Source organism: Streptomyces sp. NPDC041205 (assembly GCF_055591765.1).
Window position 1 is genome coordinate 139,825 of sequence record NZ_JBVIZH010000005.1, and the last position, 21,055, is coordinate 160,879.

23 protein-coding genes are annotated in these 21,055 nt (G+C 71.2%); 10 read left to right on the forward strand and 13 right to left on the reverse strand.

The window, feature by feature from the left end; genetic code table 11:
* Nucleotides 1–88 precede the first annotated feature (88 nt).
* Nucleotides 89–622 (reverse strand): GNAT family N-acetyltransferase, encoded by a 534-nt coding sequence (locus ACZ6BG_RS23175; RefSeq protein ID WP_469004404.1) that lies wholly within the window; start codon nt 620–622, stop codon nt 89–91.
* 17 nt (nt 623–639) lie between these two features.
* Between ACZ6BG_RS23175 and thpR the strand changes: the two genes are divergently transcribed.
* Entirely contained in the window at nt 640–1,230 is a 591-nt protein-coding gene (gene thpR / locus ACZ6BG_RS23180) for an RNA 2',3'-cyclic phosphodiesterase (protein WP_469004407.1), read from the forward strand.
* A gap of 314 nt (nt 1,231–1,544) precedes the next feature.
* Here the strand turns inward: thpR and ACZ6BG_RS23185 are convergent, their stop codons facing one another.
* From ACZ6BG_RS23185 to ACZ6BG_RS23195, 3 genes are all read right to left on the reverse strand, one after another.
* Nucleotides 1,545–2,537 (reverse strand): aldo/keto reductase, encoded by a 993-nt coding sequence (locus tag ACZ6BG_RS23185; RefSeq protein WP_469004409.1) that lies wholly within the window; start codon nt 2,535–2,537, stop codon nt 1,545–1,547.
* 60 nt (nt 2,538–2,597) lie between these two features.
* The gene (locus ACZ6BG_RS23190) at nt 2,598–3,191 is read right to left on the reverse strand and encodes a Uma2 family endonuclease (protein WP_469004411.1); all 594 of its coding nucleotides are present in this window, start codon (nt 3,189–3,191) and stop codon (nt 2,598–2,600) included.
* Between the two features lie 72 nt (nt 3,192–3,263).
* A complete protein-coding gene (locus ACZ6BG_RS23195; RefSeq protein WP_469004413.1) occupies nt 3,264–3,872 on the reverse strand; it encodes a MarR family winged helix-turn-helix transcriptional regulator in 609 nt (202 codons plus the stop codon).
* A 65-nt stretch (nt 3,873–3,937) separates the two neighbouring features.
* On the opposite strand from ACZ6BG_RS23195, the gene ACZ6BG_RS23200 reads away from it, so the two are divergent.
* From ACZ6BG_RS23200 to ACZ6BG_RS23215, 4 genes are all read left to right on the forward strand, one after another.
* Nucleotides 3,938–4,399: a carboxymuconolactone decarboxylase family protein gene (locus ACZ6BG_RS23200; protein ID WP_469005223.1), complete on the forward strand. Its 462-nt coding sequence runs from the start codon at nt 3,938–3,940 to the stop codon at nt 4,397–4,399.
* Between the two features lie 68 nt (nt 4,400–4,467).
* Nucleotides 4,468–4,881 carry a VOC family protein gene (locus ACZ6BG_RS23205; protein WP_469004416.1) on the forward strand — a complete coding sequence of 138 codons (414 nt, stop codon included), beginning with the start codon at nt 4,468–4,470 and terminating at the stop codon, nt 4,879–4,881.
* A 66-nt stretch (nt 4,882–4,947) separates the two neighbouring features.
* On the forward strand, nt 4,948–5,400 hold the full coding sequence (locus tag ACZ6BG_RS23210; protein ID WP_468457542.1) for a pyridoxamine 5'-phosphate oxidase family protein: 453 nt from the start codon (nt 4,948–4,950) through the stop codon (nt 5,398–5,400).
* Between the two features lie 82 nt (nt 5,401–5,482).
* On the forward strand, nt 5,483–5,968 hold the full coding sequence (locus ACZ6BG_RS23215; protein ID WP_469004418.1) for an iron chaperone: 486 nt from the start codon (nt 5,483–5,485) through the stop codon (nt 5,966–5,968).
* Nucleotides 5,969–6,035: 67 nt separating this feature from the next.
* Here ACZ6BG_RS23215 and ACZ6BG_RS23220 read toward each other — a convergent pair whose 3' ends face one another.
* The 5 genes from ACZ6BG_RS23220 to ACZ6BG_RS23240 form a co-directional block, all read right to left on the reverse strand.
* On the reverse strand, nt 6,036–8,297 hold the full coding sequence (locus ACZ6BG_RS23220) for an FG-GAP repeat domain-containing protein (RefSeq protein ID WP_469004420.1): 2,262 nt from the start codon (nt 8,295–8,297) through the stop codon (nt 6,036–6,038).
* A 2-nt stretch (nt 8,298–8,299) separates the two neighbouring features.
* Nucleotides 8,300–9,769 (reverse strand): FG-GAP and VCBS repeat-containing protein, encoded by a 1,470-nt coding sequence (locus tag ACZ6BG_RS23225; protein WP_469004422.1) that lies wholly within the window; start codon nt 9,767–9,769, stop codon nt 8,300–8,302.
* 112 nt (nt 9,770–9,881) lie between these two features.
* Entirely contained in the window at nt 9,882–11,168 is a 1,287-nt protein-coding gene (locus ACZ6BG_RS23230; protein ID WP_469004423.1) for a DUF418 domain-containing protein, read from the reverse strand.
* 47 nt (nt 11,169–11,215) lie between these two features.
* On the reverse strand, nt 11,216–11,482 hold the full coding sequence (locus tag ACZ6BG_RS23235) for a DUF397 domain-containing protein (protein ID WP_469004426.1): 267 nt from the start codon (nt 11,480–11,482) through the stop codon (nt 11,216–11,218).
* Nucleotides 11,479–12,288: a helix-turn-helix domain-containing protein gene (locus ACZ6BG_RS23240; protein ID WP_469004428.1), complete on the reverse strand. Its 810-nt coding sequence runs from the start codon at nt 12,286–12,288 to the stop codon at nt 11,479–11,481. The genes ACZ6BG_RS23235 and ACZ6BG_RS23240 overlap by 4 nt, the downstream gene beginning before the upstream one ends.
* A gap of 83 nt (nt 12,289–12,371) precedes the next feature.
* Here ACZ6BG_RS23240 and ACZ6BG_RS23245 point away from each other — a divergent pair, with 83 nt between their 5' ends.
* Together ACZ6BG_RS23245 and ACZ6BG_RS23250 are read left to right on the forward strand one after the other, a co-directional pair.
* A complete protein-coding gene (locus tag ACZ6BG_RS23245; RefSeq protein WP_469004430.1) occupies nt 12,372–12,791 on the forward strand; it encodes a hypothetical protein in 420 nt (139 codons plus the stop codon).
* Between the two features lie 106 nt (nt 12,792–12,897).
* Entirely contained in the window at nt 12,898–13,905 is a 1,008-nt protein-coding gene (locus tag ACZ6BG_RS23250) for a hypothetical protein (protein WP_469004432.1), read from the forward strand.
* Between the two features lie 4 nt (nt 13,906–13,909).
* Here ACZ6BG_RS23250 and ACZ6BG_RS23255 read toward each other — a convergent pair whose 3' ends face one another.
* Nucleotides 13,910–15,724 carry a tetratricopeptide repeat protein gene (locus tag ACZ6BG_RS23255; RefSeq protein ID WP_469004434.1) on the reverse strand — a complete coding sequence of 605 codons (1,815 nt, stop codon included), beginning with the start codon at nt 15,722–15,724 and terminating at the stop codon, nt 13,910–13,912.
* Nucleotides 15,725–15,791: 67 nt separating this feature from the next.
* The gene (locus ACZ6BG_RS23260) at nt 15,792–16,631 is read right to left on the reverse strand and encodes an NAD(P)H-binding protein (RefSeq protein WP_469004436.1); all 840 of its coding nucleotides are present in this window, start codon (nt 16,629–16,631) and stop codon (nt 15,792–15,794) included.
* A gap of 186 nt (nt 16,632–16,817) precedes the next feature.
* Here ACZ6BG_RS23260 and ACZ6BG_RS23265 point away from each other — a divergent pair, with 186 nt between their 5' ends.
* Nucleotides 16,818–17,483 (forward strand): TetR/AcrR family transcriptional regulator, encoded by a 666-nt coding sequence (locus ACZ6BG_RS23265; protein ID WP_469004439.1) that lies wholly within the window; start codon nt 16,818–16,820, stop codon nt 17,481–17,483.
* Here the strand turns inward: ACZ6BG_RS23265 and ACZ6BG_RS23270 are convergent.
* Nucleotides 17,452–18,066, reverse strand: a complete 615-nt coding sequence (locus ACZ6BG_RS23270; protein WP_469004441.1) for a hypothetical protein — start codon at nt 18,064–18,066, stop codon at nt 17,452–17,454. The two genes, ACZ6BG_RS23265 and ACZ6BG_RS23270, sit on opposite strands and share 32 nt — an antisense overlap.
* A 217-nt stretch (nt 18,067–18,283) precedes the next feature.
* Between ACZ6BG_RS23270 and ACZ6BG_RS23275 the strand changes: the two genes are divergently transcribed.
* On the forward strand, nt 18,284–18,757 hold the full coding sequence (locus ACZ6BG_RS23275; RefSeq protein ID WP_469004445.1) for a profilin: 474 nt from the start codon (nt 18,284–18,286) through the stop codon (nt 18,755–18,757).
* On the opposite strand, the gene ACZ6BG_RS23280 is transcribed toward ACZ6BG_RS23275, so the two are convergent.
* A complete protein-coding gene (locus ACZ6BG_RS23280) occupies nt 18,754–19,824 on the reverse strand; it encodes an AraC family transcriptional regulator (RefSeq protein WP_469004447.1) in 1,071 nt (356 codons plus the stop codon). The genes ACZ6BG_RS23275 and ACZ6BG_RS23280 overlap by 4 nt on opposite strands.
* A 135-nt stretch (nt 19,825–19,959) precedes the next feature.
* Between ACZ6BG_RS23280 and ACZ6BG_RS23285 the strand changes: the two genes are divergently transcribed.
* Nucleotides 19,960–20,874: an MBL fold metallo-hydrolase gene (locus ACZ6BG_RS23285; RefSeq protein ID WP_469004449.1), complete on the forward strand. Its 915-nt coding sequence runs from the start codon at nt 19,960–19,962 to the stop codon at nt 20,872–20,874.
* The last annotated feature ends 181 nt before the right edge of the window (nt 20,875–21,055 follow it).

A 21,055-nucleotide genomic window follows, 5' to 3' on the forward strand; every position in this document is an offset into this window, starting at 1 on the left:
TGGGGGACTGCGCGTTCTCGTCGGGCTGCTGCCCGGTGGGGGCTGGTCGCGCAGTTCCCCGCGCCCCTTCGGGGCGCCACCTGGGTGCTTACAGGCGCATCTCCAGGACCTGGCCCGGCCACGTGCCGTCCTTCTCCGTGAAGGACTCCGTCCTCACGAAGCCGTTGCTCTCGTAGTACGCGACGAGGCGGCCCTCGTTGCCCGCGTAGCAGTCGACCCGGAGCAGGGAGATGCCCTTCCTCCGGGTCTCGGCCGCGGCGTGGGCCAGGAGGGCGCGGCCCACGCCCAGGCCGCCGAAGCGGTGGTCGGTGGCCAGGTAGTGGACGTACTGCTCGGGCTCGGCGACCGGGGGAACGTAGGAGCCGGGGCCGTCGGTGAGCATCAGCATCCCCGCGGGCTCCCCGCCGACCTCGGCGATCCACGGCGAGCCCGTGGCCACGTACTTCTCGATCGCCTCGACGACCTTCGGGTTCCGCGACAGCGGCTCGGTGCCCCACTGCTTCGTGTGGCCCCGGGACACCAGCCAGGCGACGGCGTCGTCGAGGATGCCGAGGAAGGCGGGGACGTCGGCGGGTCCGGCGGCGCGGATGCGTACGGAATCGGAGTGATCCAAATCGTCCATGGAGGCAGGCTAGTCGCATGAGACTTTTCGCGGCGGTGCTGCCTCCGGAGCAGGTGGCGGACGAACTGGCCGGTGTGGTGGCGGGGTTGAGGGAGCTGCCGGGCCCCGACGGAGTGCGGTGGTCGAGCCGGGAGAACTGGCACTTCACGCTGGCGTTCCTGGCCGAGGTGCCCGACGAGGTGGTGCCGGGGGTGTGCGAGCGCATGGAGCGGGCGGCGCGGCGCACGGCGCCGTTCGCGCTGTCGCTGCGCGGCGGCGGTCACTTCGGTGGCAGGGCGCTGTGGGCCGGGGCGGGCGGCGCGGTCGCCGAGCTGCGGATCCTGGCGGGGCGGGCGGAGGCGGCCGCGTGGAAGGCGGGCGTCACGATGACCGAGCACCGGCCCTACCGCCCGCACCTGACGCTGGCCCGCTCGCGCGGCGACGCGGACTTCACGCCGTACGTCGAAGCGCTGAGCGCCTTCGCCGGCACCCCCTGGACCGTGCCCGAGCTGGTGCTCGTACGCAGCAATCTGCCCACGAGCGGGGTGCCGGGGGAGCGGCCACGGTACGAGGCGGTGGGGCGGTGGCCGCTGGGAGGCGCCGCGAAGGGCGCGGACGCGGCCGGTTAACCTCGATGGCGTGAACCCCAAGACCAGGAACCGGATCATGGCCGGTGTGCTCGTGCTGATGTTCGTCGTCGTGGCGCTCGCGGCGGCGCTCGGCCAATAGCCGAGGCCGCCGCGAGCGCGTGCGTGTGTCCCGCCGCCGTCACCGGGGTGAGAGCCCCTCACCGGGGAGGGAAGCCCTCACCGGGCGATGGCTCCCTCACCGGGGGCGGGGCCCCTCACCGGGAACGGAACCCCTCACCGGGGACGCAACCCCTCACCAGGGACAGGAGCCCTCACCAGGGACAGGCCCTCTCACCAGGCGATGACGAGCCCCTTCACCAGGCGAAGGCCTCCGGGGACGGACCCGGGCCGGGGAAGATCTCGTCGAGCGACAGGAGCACGTCCTTGCTCAGCTTCAGCTCGACGGCCCGTACGGCCGAGTCGAGCTGGTCCGCCGTGCGCGGGCCGACGATCGGGCCGGTGACGCCGGGGCGGGTGAGCAGCCAGGCCAGGGCGACCTCGCCGGGGTGCAGGCCGTGCTTGTCGAGCAGGTCCTCGTACGCCTGGACCTGCGCGCGTGTCGCGGGGTCGGTGAGGGCCGACGCGGCCCGGCCCGAGGCGCGGCGGCCGCCCTCGACCTCCTTCTTCAGGACGCCGCCGAGCAGCCCGCCGTGCAGCGGGGACCAGGGGATGACGCCGAGGCCGTAGTCCCGGGCGGCGGGCAGGACCTCCATCTCGGCGCGGCGCTCCGCGAGGTTGTAGAGGCACTGCTCGGTGACCAGGCCGTAGCCGCCGCGGCGGGCGGCCAGCTCGTTCGCCTGGGCGATCTTGTAGCCGGGGAAGTTGCTGGAGCCCGCGTACAGGATCTTGCCCTGCTGGACGAGGACGTCGACGGCCTGCCAGATCTCCTCGAACGGGGTGTTCCGGTCGATGTGGTGGAACTGGTAGATGTCGATGTAGTCGGTCTGCAGGCGCTTGAGGGAGGCCTCCACGGAGCGGCGGATGTTGACCGCCGAGAGCTTGTCGTGGTTCGGCCAGGGGGCGACGCCGTCCGGCGTCATGTTGCCGTACACCTTCGTGGCGAGCACGACCTTGTCGCGACGGTCACCGCCCTGCGCGAACCAGGTGCCGATGATCTCCTCGGTGCGGCCCTTGTTCTCGTGCCAGCCGTAGGTGTTGGCGGTGTCGAAGAAGTTGATGCCCGCGGCGAGCGCGGCGTCCATGATGGCGTGGCTCTCCGCCTCCCCGGTCTGCGGCCCGAAGTTCATCGTGCCGAGAGTGAGGCGGCTTACCTTGAGTCCGGTGCGGCCGAGCTGTGTGTACTTCATGGGGTCTTAGCCAACGGGGTGGAGTGGGCTCTAGACAAGGGGGTGTGGGGGCGGGGGTGGTCAGTCGCGGGGGAAGTCGGAGGTCTTGAGGACGAGGTCGACGACGGTGCCGGTCAGGTCGATCTCGTCGCCGAAGGAGGCCCTCGACTCGGTGAGGTACTCGCCGTCCTTGGGGTTGGTGTAGACGTGACAGCGGCCCTGGTAGGGGTCGGCGATGAAGTAGACGGCGACACCGGCTTCGGCGTAGGTGGCCTTCTTCGGGCCGTAGTCGTTCATTCCTGTGCCTCGGGAGATGACCTCGGCGACGAACTCCACGTCCTCGTAGCGCCAGCGCCCTTCCTCGTCCGGCTTTGCTCCGTCGCGGAGCTTGGCCATGTCCGGGCAGAAGCCGTTCTGGTACCCGGGGAAGTCGATGCGTACGTCCGTCATCGCCATCACGTCCCGGCTGAACCTGTCATCCAGTGCGTAGAGGATCCTTCGGATGATCTGCCAGTGCACGTTGCGCTGCGGCACCATGGAGACGGCCCCCTCGACGACTTCCGCCTTGATTCCCTCGGGGATCGCCCGCTCGATCAGCTCGAACCATTCGTCCAAGCCCCACTCGGCGGCGTCATCGTCGGCCATTTCGAACCTGCCGGTCTCTGCGACGGTCATCGTGGCGCTCCTCCCCGGCCGCCGTTCGAATCCCCGCAGCCGCGCAGTACAACGATACGCACGGAGGCGACGTCACGCCCCGCCCAGCCACCCCGCCGCGTCCAGGCGGAACGCCTCCGGAGGGACGACCGCGCGGAGGTCGTCCTCCAAGGCCGCGAGGCGGTGGGCGCCGACCGTGTGGGCCCACTCCGCGCGCAGCTCGTCGAAGACCGCCGCCGAGCGGGCGAGGGCGTCCAGGCCGTGCGGGGTGAGGCGGACCAGTTTGCGGCGGGCGTCGGCCGGGTCGTCGGCGCGCTCGGCGTACCCGAGGGCGACCAGGCGGTCCACGGTCTTGCCCGCCGCCTGCTTGGTGACGCCGAGGCGCCGCCCGATCTCGCTGGCGCTCGCCCCGCCCGCGCCGACGGCCTGCATCGCGAAGCCGTGCGCGGGGCGCAGGTCGGGGTGGCCCTGGCGGGCGAGGTCGGCGTGCAGACGGTCGATGAGGGTGCGGAATCCGGCGAAGAGGAGGAGGGGCAGCTCGTAGCCGGGGCGGTCGGGGGCGGGCGCGGCTGCGGCTTCCGGTGCCGCCGTGCTCGCCGGTGCCCCCGTGGCCCCCTGCTCCGGGCGCGCCGACCCCTGAGTCGGCCCCTTCCCTTTTTCGACAACCTGGTTTACCTTCTTATCGTCAACCATGTTGTCCATTTTAGGGGGCCGGATTGTTCGCCGCACACACCCTTGAGACCGCCCCGGAAGCCTCCCGCCCCGCCATGGAGGGCGTCGTACGGGCCTTCGGCGTGCTGCCGGACGCCGTCGGGCGGCTCGCCGAGTCGCCCGAACTGCTCACCGGCTTCCTGGAGTTGAGCGCGAAGTTCGAGAGCACGATGCTGGACCCGCTGGCCCGCGAGACCGTCATCATGACGATCGCCGTGCGCAACGACTGCCACGTGTGCGTCACGCTGCACACCGGCAAGCTGCGCAAGCTCGGCGCCGACGCGGCGCTCGTGGCCGCGCTCCGGGAGGGCGGGGAGCTGCCCGAGGGGCATGAACGCCTCGAAGCGGTACGGCAGTTCACGCTCCGCGTCCTTGAGCGCGCCGGTGGCGTGGACGACGCCGACGTGAAGGCGTTCCTGGCGCACGGCTACACGGAGCGCAACGCCCTGGAGGTCGTCATGGGCATCGGTACGTACACGATGTCGACCCTCGCGAACCGGCTCACGGGCGCCGTCTGAGCCAGGGCCCCGGTGACCGGTCAGGAATCGAGAAGCGCCGGTCTCCGGGCCGCAGTTAAATATCAGCCATGGACATCACCATTCACACCACGGCCCTTCCGCACACCGACCCGGACGCCTCCGTCGCCTTCTACCGCGACGCCCTCGGCTTCGAGGTCCGCACCGACGTCGGCCAGGGCGCGATGCGCTGGATCACCGTCGGCCCCGCCGGCCAGCCCGACATGTCCATCCTGCTCGCGCCGCCCGCCGCCGACCCCGGGATCACCGAGGACGAGCGCCGCGTGATCGCCGAGATGATGGCCAAGGGCACGTATGGCTGGATCCTGCTGGCCACGCACGACCTCGACGGCACCTTCGCGAAGGTCCAGGCCGCCGACGCCGAGGTCGTCCAGGAGCCCACCGAGCAGCCCTACGGCGTCCGCGACTGCGCCTTCCGCGACCCCGCGGGCAACCTCATCCGCATCCAGGAACTCCAGGGCTGAGGGGGCCGCCGCATGTGCAGTCCCGCCTGGGCCCAGGCCCGCACCGCCGCGAAGGAACAGGCCGATCTGACGCCCGCCGGGCCGCGCCCGCTGGCGGAGAGGCTGCGGGACACCCGCGCACGGCTGGAGGGCGACATCGACGTCTGGGTCGCCACGTCCGGCCCCGCGGGCGCCCACCTCGTCCCGCTCTCGTACTCCTGGGACGGCACCGCCTTCCTCATCTCCACGCCGCGCGCCTCGGTCACCGGCCGTAACCTCCTCGCCGACGGCCAGGTGCGCCTCGGCCTCGGGCCGACCCGTGACGTGGTCGCCGTCCAGGGCACCGCCGAACCGGTCGACCTCGCCGACCTCGCCCCCGGCACGGGCGACACGTTCGCCGCAAAGACCGGCTTCGACCCGCGCGAGCTCGACGAGCCCTACCAGTACTTCCGCATCCGGCCCCGGCGCATCCAGGCCTGGCGCGAGGCGAACGAGATCCAGGGCCGCGACCTCATGCGCGACGGCCACTGGCTCGCCTGACGTCGCACGTCCGCAAGTCCGCCGCTCGTAAGCCCTTCGCTCGTCAGCCCTTCGTCCCCAAGTCCTTCTGAGAGGAACTGTCATGGCTACCGCCAAGAAGACCACCAAGAGCGCCGCCGCCGTCGAGCAGAGTGAGAAGCACGAGGGGTTCACCGAGGAGGAGCGGGCCGCCATGAAGGAACGCGCGAAGGAGTTGAAGGCCTCCTCGCGGCGCGGCTCGCGCTCGGCGAAGGCGGATCCGGAGGTCGACGTGCTCGCGAAGATCGCTGAGATGCCGGAGGCGGACCGGGTGCTCGCCGAGCGGATCCACGAGATCGTGAAGGCGAACGCGCCGGAGCTGACGCCCAAGCTCTGGTACGGGATGCCCGCGTACGCCAGGAACGGCAAGGTCCTGTGCTTCTTCCAGGCCGCGCAGAAGTTCAAGACGCGCTACGCCACGCTGGGCTTCAGCGACGAGGCGACCGGGCTCGACGACGGCACCATGTGGCCGACCGTGTTCGCCCTGACGGAGCTGACCGCCGCCGATGAGGTCCGCATCGGGCAGCTCATCAAGACGGCGGTCGGCTGAGGCGGCCGCCGCGGGGTGCGGCGACCGCCGGGCAGCCCTGGGGCTGCCGCCGAGGGGCTTCCCTGGGCTAGCCCAGGGAAGCCCACTGCTTCCAGTACGGCGCCTCGCCGGACGCGACCCGGTTGCCGAACGTCCCGTTGCCCTTGCCCGCGTTGAGCCACAGGCGGCCGCTCGTGTCGCGCGCCAGCAGGTCGTGCTTGCCGTCGCCGTTGACGTCACCGGCGCCGATGACGTCCTTGTACGAAGCGCCCCAGTCCTTGAAGACGCGGACGCGGTCCTCGAACTTGCCGGTGCGCAGGCCGTCGTAGCGCCACAGCTCGCCGGACTTGTCGAGGGCGAGGACGTCGCCGATGCCGTCGCCGTTGAGGTCGCCCGCGCCGATCACGCGGGTGTAGCCGGTCCAGGCGGAACGGACCTTCACCCGGGGCTTGAAGCCCGCCGCCCCGTCGTGGGCGTACACGTACACGTCCCCGGTGGCCTTGTCGCGGGCCAGCAGGTCCGGGCGGCCGTCGCCGGTCTGGTCGCCGCTCGCGAGGAGCGTGTCGTACTTGCTCCAGTCCCGGGCCAGACGCTGGTACGGCGAGTCCGGGGTGGGCAGGCCGCCGCACACCGGGGTGTAGAGGCGGGCCTCGCCGTCGGGAAGGCGCACGATCAGGTCGTTGCAGCGGTCCCCGTCGGCGTCGCCGAACGGCACGACGCGCGCCTTGTCGTCCCAGGGGGAGGCGTAGAACGTCTCCGTGGGGTTCGTGGCGTCGCCCGTGTACAGCTTCATCGAGTCGCTGAGCGACAGGCCGACGACGTCCCCTCGGGAGTCGTCGGCGTAGTCGTGCCACTGCGGCTTCGCGCGGGTGCCCGTGGTCGCCGTGTACGTGGCGCGCTTGCCGTCGGCGGCCTGCTGCGTCCACACCGCCACCGGGCGGCCCTTGTCGTCGGCGGCGACGAGGCCGGTGCTCGCGCTGTCCTTCGTCTGCGCGCTGAGGGTGCGCGGCTTGGACAGGTCGCCGCCCTTGACGGTCTGCGCGACGAAGTCCTTGCGGACGGTGCGGCCGAGTTCGAAGCGCTTCTGGGTGTACGTGACGACGACGGTGCCGTTCGCCGTGGCCGCCGCGCCCAGTGACTCGGGGTCGACGTACGAGGCGAGCTTGCGGGGCCCGCCCCAACTGCCCTTGTCGGCGGGGCGGGTGGCGACGCCCGGGGTGCCCTTGCCGATGAAGCCGACCGCCGTGACGTCGCCGTTCGGGGTGGTGAGCAGTTCGGCGGGCGCGTACGTCCGTGCCCCCACTCCGGTCTGCTCGGCCGCGCCCCACTCGGTCGCGTCGGCCGTCTTGCGGGCGTAGGCGCCGTTCGCGAGCAGGTGGAAGCCGCCCTTCGGGTGGGCGGCGAGCGTGACCTGCTTCGGCTTCTCGCCGAGCTGCGGCAGGTCGCGCGGCGCGCTCCAGGAGGAGCCGCCGGCTGCGGGCTTCTCCAGGAACTTGTAGTGCCACTTGTACGCCGACGGGTCCGGGTCGACGCCGTCGCCCGTGTAGTAGCTGTTGCCGCCCCAGATCACGCCGACGGTGCCCGTGGGGTCCACGGCGACGCGCAGGTCCCACAGGACGTAGTTGTAGACGTTGTCCTCGCGGACGATCGGGTCGGGGAGCCGGTCGAGGGTCTTGGGTGCGGACCACTCGCCGTCCGGGCCGCTGCGGTCGACGACCGTCAGGCGGTGCTCGGCGTCCATCCACGCGACGGCCTGGTGGCCCTTGGCGTTGGCGGCGAGCGTGGTCAACTGCGTGCGCGAGTGCGCCCAGTCGCGGGCGAGCGTGCCGGTGGTGACGTCCTCGGCGGGCCCGAAGTCCTTGCCGTCGGGGGCGATGCGGGACAGCTTCAGGGTGCGGCTGCCGTTGTCGCCCGCGTCCGTCCACGACAGCAGCGAGAGCGCGCCGTCGTCGGTGCGCTGGAGCGTGGCGCCCGGCGCGGGCGTGGCGGGGCCCCAGGTGGTGCTGCCCGCGGGCCGCACCGACAGGACGGTCTTGCCGTCCTGCGTGAAGAGCCCGGCGACCGTACCGCCCGAGGTCGCCTTCAGGTCGACGACGCCCGTGACGCCCGGCAGTTCCTTGGGCGCGGCCCAGGGTCCGAGTCCGGTCGGGACGGCGTTCGCGGGCGTGGGCGCCTTGGTGACCGCGCTGGGTGTGGTGGGCGTGGTCGCCTGGGCGCCCGGTGCGGCGGCGCCCAGGGCGAGGGCGGAGACGAGCGCACCGCCCAGGAGGGCCGAACTGGCGCTCCTGCTGGGCCTGTTGGATCCGCCGACTCTGTTGCTTCTGTTGCTTCTGGCGCTTCTGCTGGTCATGGTCAGCCCGCCATCCGGTAGCCGAAGTTGCCGCCGGTCACGGGGCCGCCGACCGTGCCGAGGTGGAAGCTGGTGGCGCCCTCGCCGGTCACACCGGAGGCGCCGGTGGCGAGCTTCCAGACGCGGCCCTTGAAGCCGTCCTCGCCGTTGCCGCCGACGTACAGCTCCGTGGCGCCGTCGGTGCCCGAGCCGACCACGGCCACCGAGGCGCCGAAGTGGTCGTCCTTCTCCGAAGTGCTCGGTATGCCACGTGAGTTCTGCGTGAACGAGGCGGCGCCGGTCGTGGTGATGCCGTCGGCGCTGCCGCGCAGCACGGTGATCGCGCCCGAGCCGGTGGCGGCGGCGTCGGAGCCGGTCTCGTACGAGGCGCCGACGACCAGGTCCGGGTGGCCGTCGCGGTCGGTGTCGCCGATGGCGAGGGACGAGCCGAACTTGTCGCCCGCTTCCTCGGCACCGGGGACGCCCGCGCTGGCCTGCGTGTACGCGCGGGACTTCACGGTGGTGCTGACGCCGTCCTTGCCGCCGTACGTCACGTAGACCTTGTTCTGGCGGGGGTAGCCCGTGACCAGGTCCTGGTAGCCGTCCTTGTTCAGGTCGCCGAACGCGGAGGGCATGGAGTCCTCGCGCACGTACGGGCCGCCGAACTCGCTGCCCTTGACCCAGCCGTCGGCGGAGCCCTTCAGCACGAACCCGCCCGGCTTGCCGCTGCCGAGGACGACGCCGCCGCTGGCCACGACGTCGTCGATGCCGTCGCCCGTGAGGTCGCCCACGTACACCGTGCCGATGACGAGCTTGTCCTCCTTGTCCACGGCGCGGTGCCACACCCCGGCCGGCTTGCCCGTGGTGCGGTTCAGCGGGCCGAGCAGGGCCGTCACGCCGTAGGAGTGGCCGTCGGCGGCGCGGCTCACGAAGTCGTCGACGCCGTCGCCGTTGACGTCACCCACGCCCATGCCGCCGCCGAGCAGCTTCGGCGAGGCCGAGGTGTAGTTGCCGGGCGGCAGGGCGGTGCCCTCGCCCGTGATGCCGTCCTTGCTCCCCCACAGCACCATGTTCTTCTGGAGGTAGTGCACGACCAGGTCGTCGTACCCGTCGCCGTCCAGGTCCCCCGCGGCGCTGACCTCGCGCCACTTCCCGTCCGCGACCGGCTCGCCCGGGACGCCCGGGGTGGCCTGGCTGAGAATGCCCGCCGTCTCGTACTTCAGGCCCGTCGCCGAGCCGTACGCCACGGTGACGACGCCCGCGCGCTTGATGTCGCCCACGGTGGCGGTGTGGGCGCCGATGGCGAGGTCCGGGAAACCGTCGCCGTTGAAGTCGGCCTTGGCGTCTGCCGTGTCTCCCCGCGTGGCTGCGGTGCCCGCCTGCTTGCTTGATGTGTCCGCCGTCGGTGCGGCCAGGGCGGCGGGTGCCAGCCCTGTCGTCCCGACGAGTGCGGCCGCGCATACGGCGGCCGCGGTGAGCGCTCTGCGGCGCATGTGGTCCCCCCACTTCCCATGGCGGACCGGGCGAACCGGAGGTCCGGATGCCCGGAATAGCCGCCAAAAGATCAAATCCAGCCAGATGATAAGCGCAGACGGGCGGGAACGCTCACATCCGTTTCCCGTACATCAGGCGCCGCAGGAGTGTCTCCGCGGGGCCGCGCTTCCCCCGTATCTCCAGGGCGTACGCCCCCGCGACCGTCACCAGCCACACACCCACCGCGAAGAGCACCATGGTCGCGCTGGTCAGGTGCTTGCCGAGGCCCAGGCCCCAGGCGGCGAGCAGCGGGGCGAAGAGGAGGGAGTGCGTGAGATAGCAGGACAGGGAGCGCTTGCCCACGGCTGAGATCGCCATGACGGCCTTGGCCGACTTGTCCCCGCGCTGCCGCTCCTGCCGCCGCGTCCACCAGTGGACGAACAGGGCCACCAGCGCCACGTACCCGAGACCCGCCGCGCTGCCCGTGACGTCCCGCAGCGCCATCAGCGCGCCCGACTCGCTCTCCACATCCGCCGGTACGTCCAGCGCCCCGACGTGCGCCAGGGCCGCGGGCAGTCCGCCCAGCCAGCCGACCGCTATCCCGACGATCGCCGTGCCCCGCAACAGCTTCAGGTGCTTGCCCGGCTCCTCCAGGATGCGGCGCCGTGCCGCCCAGAAGCCCAGCAGGAAGATGAAGCCACCGCCGGTCACCAGCACGAGGGGTGCGGCGACGCCCACCAGGAAGAAGCTGGTCATCATGCGCGTGCCCGCCGCCGTCAGCCAGCTCTCCTCGCCCGCCCCGTACGCCTCGCTCCCCGGATCCGCCCCCGCGTCCCCCAGCGAGCCCAACTCGCCCTGGAGCGCCGCCGTCACGACCGGCTGCACCGCCGCCGCGACCGTCACCGTCACGGATATCCAGATCCACCACTTCAGCGCCCGGTCCCCGCGCCGCAGGAACAGCCAGCCGAGGCCCAGGCTCAGCAGCCCGTAGTACCCGACGATGTCCCCCGCCATCAGCAACCACGCGTGCGCCAGCCCTATGACCAGCATCCACAGGCTCCGCTTGCGCAGCAGCGCGGCCGCCTTCCGCCCGGACGTGCCGGTCGCCGTCTGGCGCAGATACAGCTGCATCATTCCGTACCCGAACAGGAACGCGAACAGCGGATAGATCCGGAGGTCCAGGCCCACGATCATCGCGAACTGCACCGTGTGGTCCAGCCAGCCGCCGTTCACCGGCTGCCAGCCCGATGGCCCGTACTCCGAATTCCACAGGTGGAACGCCGTGTTCGACATCGCGATGAACAGCAGCATCAGGCCCCGGGCGAGGTCTGGTGCGAGGGCGCGCTCGGCTGCGCGGACCCCTGTCGGGCGGGGGGCCACAGGTCGGTTCGCCTCGTCGGCAGCGATGTCGAAGGTCATGCTTCGACGCTATGGCTGCCGCCCCGGGCCGAGCGTCAGCCGATCGGCTATCTGCGGCTACCCAAAGGTGAGTGTGAGGCGAGGAAGGCGGTCCAGGTGGCGGGGCGGAGGTGGAGGATCGGACCGGTTGGGTTCTTGGAGTCGCGTATGTGGATGGCGGTTGCCTGTCCGGCAGGGGTGAGGCAGGGGGCCATCTCAAGGCATTCGCCCTCGTCGGTGCTGTGGGGAGACTTGGTCCAGATCCGGGCCGCCTCAAGGCACTCGCCATCGTCGCCGCTGTAGGAGGACTTGGTCCAGATGGGGCCCTTGCTCATAGGTCCCGTGCCACCTTTTCGATCAGCTTCGCCGAATTCTCTGGGGCCAGTGCCTGCGCCCGCAGAATGCCATACTTGCCCATTAGGTTGCCCAAGTCAGGCTGCTCGCTTACGAAGTAGCCACCTTTGTGGCCCTCGATGTACGCCACCTGAGAGCGCTCAGCAGTCTCCAGCAGGATCATCGGCCCCATGAGCGATGCGTGGGTCTCCCTGTTGTGAGGCATGACTTGAATCTGAACGTGGCGGAGCCGTCCGATATCGAGCATGTGGTAGAGCTGCTCCTTGAGGACCGGTTCGCCACCGAGCGGCCGGGTCAGGACACTCTGCTCCACGATGAAGCTGAGAACCGGCAGGGGCTTTCGCTCGAAGAGCTGCCGACGCGCGAGTCGGGCAGCCACGCGAGCCTCGATCTCCTCATCGTCGAGCGCAGGGCAGTAGTTGCAGTTGTAGACAGCACGTGCGTACGCCTCGGTCTGAATCAGTCCGGGCATCACATGGTTCTGGTACGAGAGGATCGATACGGCCTTCTGCTCCTCAGCCAGGTAGTCCTCGGTCCATGGCCGAAGACCGCTGTTCTTGAACTCCTTCTCAGCCAGAAGCAAAAGTGCACCTTGTGCACCCAGTACGTCGTCCGCGATGACGACCAACTGCCCCTTGGGCGGGCGCTCTCCTCGCTCCACCATCGCGACTTGCGACTTGGAGTACTTGACGTGATTGCCAAGCCCCTCTTGCGTCAGCCCGGTCCGCTCACGGAAGAACCTCAGCAGCGCGCCGAAGGACTCCGAGCCCCGTTCACTGGAGTGCACAGCGTCCTCCCCAGGTGCACAACATCGCACGGCCTCCACCAGGCCCTGGTCACAGTATGTGAGCGCCCGTAAACATCTGCTCCATGAACCTGGAAAATCCCCCCACCCTCGTCCACCCCTGGATCCCGACCCACGGCCACGCCCTGCGCCACACCGGCGTCCTCTTCGACGCGATCCGGATCCCCGGCGAGTTGGGCGACCAAGTCGCGTACGAACTGATCCAGTTCACCGACTTCAAGGCGGGCCCGATCATCCGCGAGGCGGCAGGCGCCCGGAACATGTACTTCGTGCTGCGCGCGGGCACGGCCGCCCTGCACGTCTGGCGCGGTGGGGCCCGGGCGCTCGGCCGCGACGGCCGGGGCGTCGCCTTCGTCGGCGTACCCGCCCTGGACGGCAACACTTACCCGCTGGGCTGGCGCTCGCTGCCGACGTGGGAAACGCCGTTCGTGGAGGGTGAGTTGCTGCAACAAATGGTGGAGCGGGTCTTGACTACGGTACGGTGACCGCGCAATCACGCTCTGTGCAGTTGCGCGCATGGAGCGGTCCTCGGAGGTGCTAGCAACACCACCCGAGGACCTTCACCACCGAGTGGAATAGAGGTCCACCGGGATGCTTCGGCATGCTATCGCGCCTGCACGGCGCTACACGAAGGCTTCGCACGACGTCGTACGGCATCCGTGCCTGAACAGCGACGCGAAGATTCTGCTCCTGTACGTACAGGGGCTCCCGGACGCGGACGCGTCGGCCAAGTCGCTGAGCGGGCATGCGGCTCGCCTGGGGATCACGGGTCGGGCCTACCAGCGAGCCAAGCAACTGCTAGCCGACGGCGGCTACTTGCACGAGTGGCGGTGGCAGGGAGAGCGGGGGCGTTGGATCACGGACCAGTTGCTGGCGAACGTCACTCTCACGCGTGAGGGGGCGGGGGTGGTTCGGGAGGGCGGTTGCCCTGGGCCGCCCGAGCCCCCGGTGCCGCCTGTGTCGCCTGTGTCGCCGAGTGCTCAGCGACGGACGGTCGGTGGGCCGAGGGGTCGGGAGGTCGGTGGCTCTTACCCGGACAAGAACGTGGGGGAAGATCTTTCCGCCCTCCCACCCGAACCCGAATCCGAACTCGAATCCGATCCCGAGCCTGAGTCCGGATCGGAGCCCGCGCCGGAAGTCGCCGAAGCGGAACGGGTGTTGCTGTCGCTGCGGCATGCCAGCCGGGAGCTGCTGCTCGGGGTGCGGGAGGCCAGAGGGCTCGCGGACGTGGCGGCGGAGTGGCTGCGCCGGGGCGTCTCGGCGGCGGAGCTGCGGTTCGCGTTGACGGCCGGGTTACCGGCGGAGGGCGTGCGGTCCGCTGCCGCGTTCGTACGACATCGGCTGGAGCGGAAGCTTCCGGCGGCGGGGGAGGGGGTGCCCTTGGCCGGGTCCGGGGCGGGAGTTGGTGCTGCGGTCGGGGTCGGGGCTGGGGTGCTGGTGACGTGCGAGGGGCCCGGGGATGAGCACGTGTTTCGGCGGGTGGGGGAGGAGCGGGAGTGCGGGCGGTGCCGGGTGGGGGCGGCAGCGGGGCAGGTGGGGGTTGTGAGGGGGGTGGTGTGGAGGGAGCGGGTTGCGGGGCTGGTCGGGGGTGTGGGGTGAGGGATCAGTCCGGGGCGCTGTTGGTGAACTGGCTGCGGAGGGCCTCCGCTTCATCCGTGCGCCCCGTGGCAGCCAGCAGGTTGGCGAGGTCGTGCGCGGCATAGGGGTGGCCTCGGTTGAGTGCCTGACGGTAGAGGGTTTCGGCCTCCTCAGCGCGGTCGGTCCGGCGTAGGAGGAGCGCGAGGTTGGTCGTGGCAGCGAGGTCGCCCTTTTCGTGGGCCTGGCGGCAGAGGGTTTCGGCTTCTTCGGTACGGCCGGTCTGCGCCAGGAGCACGGCGAGGTTGGTCGTGGCGTAGAGATGGCCCTTTTCGTGGGCTTGGCGGTAGAGGGTTTCGGCTTCTTCGGTGCGGCCGGTCTCGTCAAGGAGTACGGCGAGGTTGACTGTGGCGTCGGGGTGGCCCTTTTCGTGGGCTTGGCGGTAGAGGGTTTCGGCTTCTTCAGTGCAGCCGGCCTGCTCCAGGAGTACGGCGAGGTTGACTGTGGCGTCGGGGTGGCCCTTTTCGTGGGCTTGGCGGTAGAGGGTTTCGGCTTCTTCGGCGCGGTCGGTCCCCTCCAGCAGGAGCGCGAGGTTACACATGGCTCGCCAGTCGCCCTTCTCGGCCAGTGGCCGCACGGCCGCCTCCGCGACCTGGAGCGCACCGCCCTGGTAGGCGCTCGTCGCGACGGCGAAGCGCTCGGCGTCATCGCCCGCGTGCGCGAGCGCCGTCTCCCGTACCCAATCCGGCACCGCCGCCTCCGCCCCGTCCACGAGATAGTCGAACGCCGACCACCACCCCTCCCTCACCGGCACCAACGGACTCGTCACCCCCAGCCGCACCCGCGAAGCCCACGCGAACGCCTCCTCGATCCCCTCCGGTCGCAGCACCGAACCACCCGCGTCCGCCAGGCACCGCTCGTGCACCTCCACCAGCACCCCTCGCGAGTACGGCCCTCGCAACCCAGCGCGCGACAGATCCACGGCCGCCGTCACGAGCGCCGCCCCACGCGCATGCCCGCACGCCCGGCGAGCACGCTGCCACTCCCGCAACAGCACCGGCCCGGCCGCCATGTACTCGGCGATCCCGTACGTCCCGTGGTGCGCGACCGCATCCGCGATCCGCGAGTCGTCACTGTCCCCGGCGCGGGACAACTCGCCCTCGCTCCACAGCCGCTCCAGGTCGACCACCTCGGCCATCCGCAGCACCCGCGCCCCCAGCCCGGCCCAACTCTGCGCGGTGCCCCCGGCATCGGCGCCGTCGTCATCGCCCGCACTGAACGTCTCGTACGGCTTCAGCCGCATCGTCGCCACCACCGGCACCCGCAGCCGTACGAACTCCGCGAGCACCTCGGGCTCAAGCCCCTCCGGCCCCAGGTACTGCTCCAAGTCGTCCAGCCACACCACACACCGCAGGCCCCTGTGGCACTCCAGCACCTCCGGAGCAGGCCGCAGCCTCGCCCCCACCGGGGGCGCCAACACCCGGTACACGCCCAGCAGTTCCCGTACCGCCTCGAACGCCGCCCGCGTCTTCCCGGCCGTGGAGTCGCCCACCACCAGCACGAGGCCGCCCTCCTCGGCCGCGTCCCGGACCCGCTCCCGCAGTTCGGCGTCGACGTCCCGCGCGACGTACGGCGGGAGCTTGCTGCCGTCCTCGCCGGGCCGCGCCCGATGCGCCCCGGCCGTGAGGGCGTCCCAGTCGCGGGCGAGCGGCCAGCGGTCGGGGTCCTGCAAGTACGGCTGCTGAGGCGCCCCCGCCCGTTCCCCGCCGAACGTGACGGACCCGATGGACTGCGCCTGGATGACGTCGCGCTGCTCGCCGCCGGAGATGTGGTTGCCCGCCATGCCTCCCTACGGTAGTCCGGACCCCCACCCCAACCACCGTGTCCCACAACAGACTAGAACGCTCTACTCAGTCGATCGTGAAGTCGGCGACGTGGTCGGCGGCCCATGTCGTGAACGGGCGCGCCGGGTGGCCCGTCAGCTCCTCGACCGTGGAGGTCAGGGCGACCGGCTTGCCGTCGTTGGACTCCCACCAGTTCAGCAGGGCGTCGGCGTACCTGGCGGGGATGTAGTCCGCCATTTCCTGTTTCCACTCCTCGCGCGTGACCTGCTTGATCGTGGCCGGGCTGCCCGTGACCGCCGCGAGTTGGTCGATCTGTTCGCTGAACGAGAGCGACTCGGGGCCACTCAGGGTGAACGTGCCGCCGTGGTGGCGGAGTTCCCGGATGACGGCCCGGGCCGCCTCCGCCACGTCCAGCTCGTGGATCGGGTCGCTGTGCGCGTCCGGGAACGGCAGGCTCACCGGGCGGCCGGCCTTGATGGGCCACGCCCAGGCTCCGGCGTTCGACGCGAACGAACCCGGGCGCAGGATCGTCGTCGTGATCGGCGAGGCCAACAGGGCGTTCTCCACGGTGAGATGGGACGCGGCCAGCGGGTCGTCCTCGGGGGCCGGGCCCAGCACGCTCGATGAGGACAGCAGCACGACGTGCTCGACTCCGGCCCGTTGGGCGTGGTCGACGAAGTCGGTGACGCGGTCGGGGGAGGCGTAGAGGAAGACGGTCTTGATGTCCGCCAGGGCCGTGGGGAAGTCGGCCGGGTCGGTGAGAGCCAGACGCGTGGTGGGCACGCCGGGGGGTGGGGTGAGGTCGTCGGGGTGCGCCGAGGCCAGGCGAAGGGGGAGGCCTTCGGCGTGGAGGAGGGCGGCGAGGCGGGTGGCTACCGCGCCGCGGGCTCCGGTGATGAGGATCATGGGGGTTGGGGGTCCTTTCGTAGTGCCGCCGCTACCAGGAGAAACGGCGAACGATTCGTGCAGCGAACGATTTCCGCAGCGAACGATTCCCGTTCGTAACGAACAACGTTCGCCCGTCACCTCCTCAAGCTAGGTAACGAACGCTGTTCGTGTCAAACGTCGTTCGCCCCGGGCTACGCTTCCCTCATGACCACCCCGCCGATCAGCCGCCGCGCGCGCCCCGCCAAGGCCCCCCTGAGCCGCGACGTCATCGTGCGGACCGGCCTGGAGATCCTGGACCGCGACGGCCTGGACGCCCTGACGATGCGCCGCGTCGCCAAGGAACTGGACACCGGCCCGGCGTCGCTCTACGTCTACGTGGCCAACCGCGACGACCTCATGACGGCGATGCTCGACGCGGCCCTCGCGCAGGTGCCCCTCACGTCGGAGGGCACCTGGCAGGAGCGGCTTCGTGCGCTGATGGCCGCCGCGACGGAGGCGATGAGCCGCCACGAGGGCCTGGCCGCCGTCGCCCTCGGCGTGATCCCCACCGGCGACAACGCGCTGCTCGTCCTGGACCGCATGCTCGCCCTGCTCAAGGAGGGCGGCCTCGACGACGTCACCGCCGCCTGGGCCGTGGACCTGCTCTTCCTCCACGTCGCCGCGGCGGCGGCCGAGCAGAGCGTGTACAACACCAAGGACACCGACAAGGAGGACACCATCACCGCGTCCGACCGCCGCTACGCGTCCCTCCCCACCGACAAGTACCCCATGATCACCGGACTCCGCGAGGCCCTGTTCGCCCCCGGCGACCGCGACACCTGGCACCTGAACGTCCTGATCAACGGCATCCTTCACACGCCTGCCCGCTGAGCGCGCGCGTCCTCACGAGCCGGGACGGGGCCCCGCCGCGCCGACGGCGGTAGTACGCGATGGCGAGGGCGATGACGAGGGGCCCCCACACGGCGGTCGGCGCGACGCACACCTGGGCGAGCGTGTGCCAGGCGCTGTTGGAGTACTCGACGGTCTCGACGACGCCGAACACGGTGAGCCTGCGGCGGCCGCCGATCGGCACATTGGTGAACAACGCGCTGAGGATCAGACCGCCGACGACGGCGGGGACGACGGCCGCAAGCGGCCGCACGCGCCTGCCACCGATGACCGGTATCCAGGCGGGCGCCACCTCGCCCCACCCCCGCACGAGCCCGATGGTCAGGATCGCGGTCACCTCCGTGAGCACGCTGAGCGCCAACACGTACGGGACACTCACCCAGTACGACGGCATGCCCTGCTCCTGCACCTGCCCCATCTCGAAGTGCACGGCGAACGGCAACCGCCACAGACAAGACGGCAGCAGAAGCAGCGGCAGCGCGTACGCCAACCGCATCGCCCAACGCGGAACCGGCCGCTCGGTGTCGCTGACCGGCGGTGGTGTGTGAAAGATCTTCGGTGCCATGGATCAAGCGTCGCGGGGCAGTTGGGACAAGGGATCACCCACACGGCTGGAACTCCTCCACCGTTCGGTGGAGGCGCCCATCGCCCCAGGGCGAACCGGAACTGCCGTGGCCGGGATCTCCATATCGGAACTCGGGTCGCGGACACTACGTTTCCCAGGAGAGATCCTCTCGGGGGACGCCGTCAGAAGCAGTGGAACGGTCGGCTAGGAGGCACCTGTGCGTGAGCGCTGGCAGAAGTATCTGGGGCAAGGGGACGACTTCGGGGACCAGTACCAGCGGCCCGGAGGGCAGTGGTCCACGAAGCCCGGTGACGAGTGGCAGCAGTACATGGACTACTACCTGATGGGCAGCGGCGCCTTCGCCAGCGGCGTCATCCTCGACTCAGAAGGCAGGACCCTCGCCACCTCCCACGACATCCAGGTCACCGAGAAGGAGGGCTATCTCCTCGGCGCCCTCGTCGACGAGCCGGAGAACCTGGGCTCCCGGTCCGTCAGGATCGGCGGCCACGAGTACGCCAACCTCGGGCACGAAGTCCGTACGCTCTACGGCTCGAACGGCTTCAACGGCTTCCTCGCCGCCAAGTCCAAGACCGCCCTCGTCGCCTGCCTCTACGTGGAGGGGCAGCCCCGCAGCGACGCCTCCAACGTCCTGGAGAAGTTCGTGGACTTCTTGGTGAAGAAGGGGCTTTAAGGGCTCTCGCGGCAGGGTGTGGTGCCGGGCGTGCCCGCGCGCTTCCGGTACCGCCCCGGCGTCACCCCGAACTCCCTGCTGAACGCGTGCGACAGCGCGTACGGCGAGCCGTAGCCCACCCGGCGCGCGATCGCGTCCAAGGGCGCCTCGCTGTCCCGCAGCAGCGCCGCCGCCCGCGTCATCCGCCACCAGCTCAGGTACGCCATCGGCGGGCGGCCGACCAGGGCCGTGAACTTGCGGGCCAGCGTGGCCCGGGAGACGCCCGCGCCGGCCGCCAGGGCGTCGTTCGTCCAGGGGTGGGCCGGGTCCCTGTGCAGCAGGCGCAGGGCCGTCGCCACCGCCGGGTCGCCGAGCGCGCACGCCCAGCCCGGCGTCCCCGCCTGAGCCCGGTCGGCCAGCCACGCCCGGATCAGGTAGACGAGGAGCAGGTCAAGGAGGCCTGGCACGGCGATGTCCGCGCCGGGGCGGGCGCCCGTCGTCTCGTGCGCCAACAGACCCAGCGCCGCGTGCAGTTCGGGGTGGCGGTCCGGGGCCGCAGGAAGGTGCACCACGTCGGGCAGCTCGGCGAGGAGGGGGTGGGCGCGGGCCCGGTCCAGGCGGTATTTGCCGCACATCAGCTCTGCGGTGGGGGTGTGGGGTTCGGGGGTGTCGGGGTCGGGGGCGGGGGTGCCGGGTCCGGAGACGTCGGTTCCGGGGGCGCCGGGGTCAAAGGTTCCGGTTCCGGGGGTGCCGGGGCCAAAGGTTCCGGTTCCGGGGGTCCGCTGCTGCCGCTGGGCCGACCAGCTCTCGAAGTCCACCGCCCGCCTCGCTGCCGCGGGCCCCTCCGCCGTCGCGTCCGCGAGCACGTGCTCCGAGCCGTGCGGAAGCAGCACCACGTCGCCCCGGCCCAGCGCGACCGGCCGGCGCCCCTCGTCGAGGAGCAGCTGGCAGCCGCCCGCCAGGACCACATGGAAGCCCGCCCCCTCGTACGCGGACAGCCGGGCGCACCAACTCCCCGCCGCCCTCACCCGGTTCGCCGAGGGGGCGCCGACCCGCACCGCCGCGATCGCGTCGCTCACCACGTCCATGCGGTCAGCGTACGCGGAGAGTGAGACGTTCGCGTATTTGGATGAGGGCGTCGCGCATTGAGGCGCTCATGGGTGGCTCCTAGCGTGAGGGTGCGGTGGTCGAAGGCCGACCCGAGGCTGATGGAGGGCGGAGTCATGGAGCGGTTCACTTTGGGGGACGTGGAGGTCCTGCGGGTCGAGGAGCTGCGCGGGCGCTTCGGGTCAGGGCGGGTGCTCGTGCCCGACTGTCCGCCCGAGGTGTGGGACGCCCACCGGGAGTGGCTGGAGCCGGACTACTGGGAGCCCGATGACGACCAGGTCGTGGGCGTCGTACAGACGTGGGTGCTGCGCAGCGAGGGGCGTACGGTCCTCGTCGACACGGGCGTCGGCAACGGGCGGCGGCGGCCCGGCTCGCCGCACTTCGACCAGCTGGAGACGGACTACCTGGGGCGGCTCGCGGCCGTCGGCGTACGCCCCGAGGACGTGGACGTCGTCGTCAACACCCATCTGCACGGGGACCACGTCGGCTGGAACACGCGGGCGGAGGGCGGCAGTTGGGTGCCGACGTTCCCGAACGCCACGTACCTCATGCCCGCCGCCGACCACGCGTACTTCTCGCCGGAGGGCGCCGCCGGACGCCCCGCGCCGCGCGACGACGCCGGGCGTGCCCGGCGCGAGGAGCAGCGGAACATCTTCGCGGACAGCGTGGAGCCGGTGGTCCGGGCCGGGCAGGCCGTCCTGTGGGAGGGCGGCCACCGCATCGACGGCCACCTCACCCTCGAACCTGCCCCCGGCCACACCCCGGGCTCCTCCGTCCTGCGGCTCGCCTCCGGCACGGACCGGGCCGTCTTCGTGGGCGATCTGCTGCACACGCCGGTGCAGATCCTGGAGCCGGGGTGCAGCAGCTGTCTGTGCGAGGACCCGAAGGCGGCGGCTGTGAGTCGGCGGCGGGTGCTTGAACGGGCCGCTGCTGAGCGGGAGTTGTTCGTGCCCGCGCACTTTGGTGGCTCGGGTGTTGCCGAAGTGCGGCGGGAGGGTGGGAAGTTCGGGATTCGGGGGTGGGGGGCGTAGGTCTCAGGGGACTGGGGCGAGCAGAGGGGGGAGGACGCGGTGGTCGAGGCGGAGTTCTGCGGGGGCTGAGGCCGTGGTCCGCGGGGCTGAGGTCGTGGCTCGCGGGGCTGAGGCCGTGGTCCGCGGGAGTCGCGGCCGGGTTCCGCGGGAGGTGACGGGCCCCCGGGAGGTGACGGGCCCC

Bases quoted from the DNA above. Each gene is read 5' to 3' on its own strand.
- ACZ6BG_RS23175 (WP_469004404.1), bottom strand. From the start codon at position 622: ATGGACGATTTGGATCACTCCGATTCCGTACGCATCCGCGCCGCCGGA.
- thpR (WP_469004407.1), top strand. From the start codon at position 640: ATGAGACTTTTCGCGGCGGTGCTGCCTCCGGAGCAGGTGGCGGACGAA.
- ACZ6BG_RS23185 (WP_469004409.1), bottom strand. From the start codon at position 2,537: ATGAAGTACACACAGCTCGGCCGCACCGGACTCAAGGTAAGCCGCCTC.
- ACZ6BG_RS23190 (WP_469004411.1), bottom strand. From the start codon at position 3,191: ATGACCGTCGCAGAGACCGGCAGGTTCGAAATGGCCGACGATGACGCC.
- ACZ6BG_RS23195 (WP_469004413.1), bottom strand. From the start codon at position 3,872: ATGGACAACATGGTTGACGATAAGAAGGTAAACCAGGTTGTCGAAAAA.
- ACZ6BG_RS23200 (WP_469005223.1), top strand. From the start codon at position 3,938: ATGGAGGGCGTCGTACGGGCCTTCGGCGTGCTGCCGGACGCCGTCGGG.
- ACZ6BG_RS23205 (WP_469004416.1), top strand. From the start codon at position 4,468: ATGGACATCACCATTCACACCACGGCCCTTCCGCACACCGACCCGGAC.
- ACZ6BG_RS23215 (WP_469004418.1), top strand. From the start codon at position 5,483: ATGGCTACCGCCAAGAAGACCACCAAGAGCGCCGCCGCCGTCGAGCAG.
- ACZ6BG_RS23220 (WP_469004420.1), bottom strand. From the start codon at position 8,297: ATGACCAGCAGAAGCGCCAGAAGCAACAGAAGCAACAGAGTCGGCGGA.
- ACZ6BG_RS23225 (WP_469004422.1), bottom strand. From the start codon at position 9,769: ATGCGCCGCAGAGCGCTCACCGCGGCCGCCGTATGCGCGGCCGCACTC.
- ACZ6BG_RS23230 (WP_469004423.1), bottom strand. From the start codon at position 11,168: ATGACCTTCGACATCGCTGCCGACGAGGCGAACCGACCTGTGGCCCCC.
- ACZ6BG_RS23235 (WP_469004426.1), bottom strand. From the start codon at position 11,482: ATGAGCAAGGGCCCCATCTGGACCAAGTCCTCCTACAGCGGCGACGAT.
- ACZ6BG_RS23245 (WP_469004430.1), top strand. From the start codon at position 12,372: ATGAACCTGGAAAATCCCCCCACCCTCGTCCACCCCTGGATCCCGACC.
- ACZ6BG_RS23250 (WP_469004432.1), top strand. From the start codon at position 12,898: ATGCTTCGGCATGCTATCGCGCCTGCACGGCGCTACACGAAGGCTTCG.
- ACZ6BG_RS23255 (WP_469004434.1), bottom strand. From the start codon at position 15,724: ATGGCGGGCAACCACATCTCCGGCGGCGAGCAGCGCGACGTCATCCAG.
- ACZ6BG_RS23260 (WP_469004436.1), bottom strand. From the start codon at position 16,631: ATGATCCTCATCACCGGAGCCCGCGGCGCGGTAGCCACCCGCCTCGCC.
- ACZ6BG_RS23265 (WP_469004439.1), top strand. From the start codon at position 16,818: ATGACCACCCCGCCGATCAGCCGCCGCGCGCGCCCCGCCAAGGCCCCC.
- ACZ6BG_RS23270 (WP_469004441.1), bottom strand. From the start codon at position 18,066: ATGGCACCGAAGATCTTTCACACACCACCGCCGGTCAGCGACACCGAG.
- ACZ6BG_RS23280 (WP_469004447.1), bottom strand. From the start codon at position 19,824: ATGGACGTGGTGAGCGACGCGATCGCGGCGGTGCGGGTCGGCGCCCCC.
- ACZ6BG_RS23285 (WP_469004449.1), top strand. From the start codon at position 19,960: ATGGAGCGGTTCACTTTGGGGGACGTGGAGGTCCTGCGGGTCGAGGAG.